Source organism: Streptomyces sp. NPDC127092 (assembly GCF_042722475.1).
Taxonomy (GTDB): domain Bacteria; phylum Actinomycetota; class Actinomycetes; order Streptomycetales; family Streptomycetaceae; genus Streptomyces.
Window position 1 is genome coordinate 1 of record NZ_JBHXFE010000149.1, and the last position, 2,066, is coordinate 2,066.

The window sequence follows — 2,066 nt, forward strand, 5'->3', positions numbered from 1 at the left end:
GAGATGACCGACGTGCGGCGGAGCCTGAACAGTCGGACCGCACAGATAGATGCCGACGTGGCCCGGTCGCAGGGGCGCGAACGTGCGTAGCGATGACGTTCCACTATCGAAGAGCCGTAACGTCATCGATCAGCCCATCTCACGGGTGCGCTGCTCTCGGAGCGCACGGAGGTGGACGGCGGCCCAGGAGCGGAAGGGGCGCCAGCGTTCCGCGACCTCCTCGAGCACCGAGTCGGGCCCGTACTGGTAGGAGATCTCGGCGTAGAGGATGTCCTGGGCGTTGGCGCCGCGGATAAGGATGAGGTCCGTGGCGAACGGGCCGATGCCTGTCACCGTGAGCAGGTCGCGGCGAGCCGATTCTTCGGGCATCGTTCGGAGCCGAGGACCGTTGAGCAGCCCGGTGAGTGCGGCCTCTGCGACAGCTCGGAGATACTCTGGCTTCCGACCGGGTAGGTCTAGTTCTTCGGCGTCGATGGCGCGGATGAGCGCATCGGGCGCGGGAAACACCCCGTCGTTGCCGTGCGCGACGATAAGGTCGCGGCGGAGTCGGGCAGCGACCGGGACGCGGGTGCGCTGCGACAAGACGCACCAGGCTGCGGCTTCGTACGGGGAATGGAAGCCGCACGGGCGATATCCGGGGAGCGCCCTTTGGGCGGTGGCGACGATCGGGTCGCGATCGCCGACGGCCGGCCATTCCCGCGCGTCCACATCGAGAGAGAGGAAGCGCCGCACCTGCTCGGCGGCTGCGGTCAGATCGCCCGGGCCGGACAGACCGATCTGGGTGACGTGGGCGGATACGGACGTCCAGTCGTGCTCGCTCACAAAGCGTGCGGAGAGGACGTCCGGGTCGCCGCCGGACTCGATCGCGGTAGGGGTGAACTCTTCCCAGAACCGCTTGCTGGTGCGCAACGACCACGGCCCGAGCACTGGGACCGAGAGGGTGTGCTGCGCCATGGTGGTGTTAGGCGCGGGCGTGGATGGTGACGACGTAGCCGTCGGGGTCTCGGAACGAGAACTGCAGGCCGAACGGCCCCTCGACCGGTTCCTGCACGATCGCCACTCCCGCGTCGACGAGTCGTGCGTGCACGCGTTCCGCGTCATCGTTGCGGAACCAGACGCCGATGCCGGCGCCGAGCTGAGGGATCGCGTCGAGATCCACGCCCGGGAACGGGTCGCGGACGGCGAACGCGGTTCCTTCTGCGGAGAAGACGGTCGCTGCCGGGTTCGAGTCTGGGAGCCGTGTGAGTCCGACGAGCTTGTCGTAGAACTCCGCGGAGACGGCGCGGTCCCGCACCTGGAAAGAGATGAAGCCCGGGCCGGTGGTTGTTGCTGCCATGAGCAAGCTCCTGTTCTGTTCAATAACGCCAGTGTCAATATCCTGACACTCAGTGGAGTGTGTGTCAAACTATTGACATGGATGCATTGGACCGGAGCCCGGAGTCGTTGGGGGTGTTGATCAAGGAGACGCAGTCGCTCCTGAACCAGCGAATGGACGATCGGCTTCGCCCGCTCGCGCTGAGTGTGCCGCAGTACGCGTGCTTGACCGCCTTGCAGGACACGCCAGGTATCACGAGCTCCGAGCTCGCCCGACGCGCGTTCGTGTCCCGTCAGTCGATGAACGTGCTGCTCCAGGGACTGGAGAAGCGGGGGCTGGTGACCCGCTCGAGTGATCCTGGACCCCGGCGAGAACGGAGCGTGGTGCTGAACGACGCCGCAGAGCTCCTCCTCGAACGCGCGCATGAGGAAGTGTCCTCGGTTGTTCAACGCATGACGATGGAGGTCGAGCTGGTGGAGCGCGCCCGTCTTTACGAGCTTCTGGCCCGTTGCCGAGACGCCCTGCTCATTCCTTGACAGCATTGTCAGGCCCGGGGAGCTGGTACCGGCCGACGGCTGTGTAGGAGCCGCGGCGGAAGCGCAGACCAGTGATCCGCTCATCTTCGACGAGCCAGCGCAGTTCGTAGCACGCTCGGTAGTCCGGCGGCCAGAAGGAGCAGAACTGCCCCTCTGCATCCACGTACCACTCCCCCAACGTGGGTCTTCCGTTCTCGACATACACGGTCTTGCCG

General features: G+C 66.0%; 3 protein-coding genes and 1 pseudogene. 1 reads left to right on the forward strand and 3 read right to left on the reverse strand.

The annotated features are described in order from the left end of the window. Positions 1-129 precede the first annotated feature (129 nt). Together ACFWJO_RS38165 and ACFWJO_RS38170 are read right to left on the reverse strand one after the other, a co-directional pair. Positions 130-954: a DNA-3-methyladenine glycosylase family protein gene (locus ACFWJO_RS38165; protein ID WP_386872756.1), complete on the reverse strand. Its 825-nt coding sequence runs from the start codon at positions 952-954 to the stop codon at positions 130-132. Between the two features lie 7 nt (positions 955-961). Further along, positions 962-1,336 (reverse strand): VOC family protein, encoded by a 375-nt coding sequence (locus ACFWJO_RS38170; RefSeq protein ID WP_020621642.1) that lies wholly within the window; start codon positions 1,334-1,336, stop codon positions 962-964. Positions 1,337-1,413: 77 nt separating this feature from the next. Between ACFWJO_RS38170 and ACFWJO_RS38175 the strand changes: the two genes are divergently transcribed. Further along, positions 1,414-1,851 (forward strand): MarR family winged helix-turn-helix transcriptional regulator, encoded by a 438-nt coding sequence (locus ACFWJO_RS38175; protein ID WP_020621643.1) that lies wholly within the window; start codon positions 1,414-1,416, stop codon positions 1,849-1,851. Here the strand turns inward: ACFWJO_RS38175 and ACFWJO_RS38180 are convergent. Beyond that, positions 1,841-2,066: pseudogene (locus ACFWJO_RS38180) on the reverse strand (hypothetical protein); the annotation flags it as partial. The gene ACFWJO_RS38175 and the pseudogene ACFWJO_RS38180 overlap by 11 nt on opposite strands.

What these genes read in the sequence shown, in the direction of transcription:
- ACFWJO_RS38165 (WP_386872756.1), bottom strand. Translation starts at nt 954, where the DNA reads ATGGCGCAGCACACCCTCTCGGTCCCAGTGCTCGGGCCGTGGTCGTTG.
- ACFWJO_RS38170 (WP_020621642.1), bottom strand. Translation starts at nt 1,336, where the DNA reads ATGGCAGCAACAACCACCGGCCCGGGCTTCATCTCTTTCCAGGTGCGG.
- ACFWJO_RS38175 (WP_020621643.1), top strand. Translation starts at nt 1,414, where the DNA reads ATGGATGCATTGGACCGGAGCCCGGAGTCGTTGGGGGTGTTGATCAAG.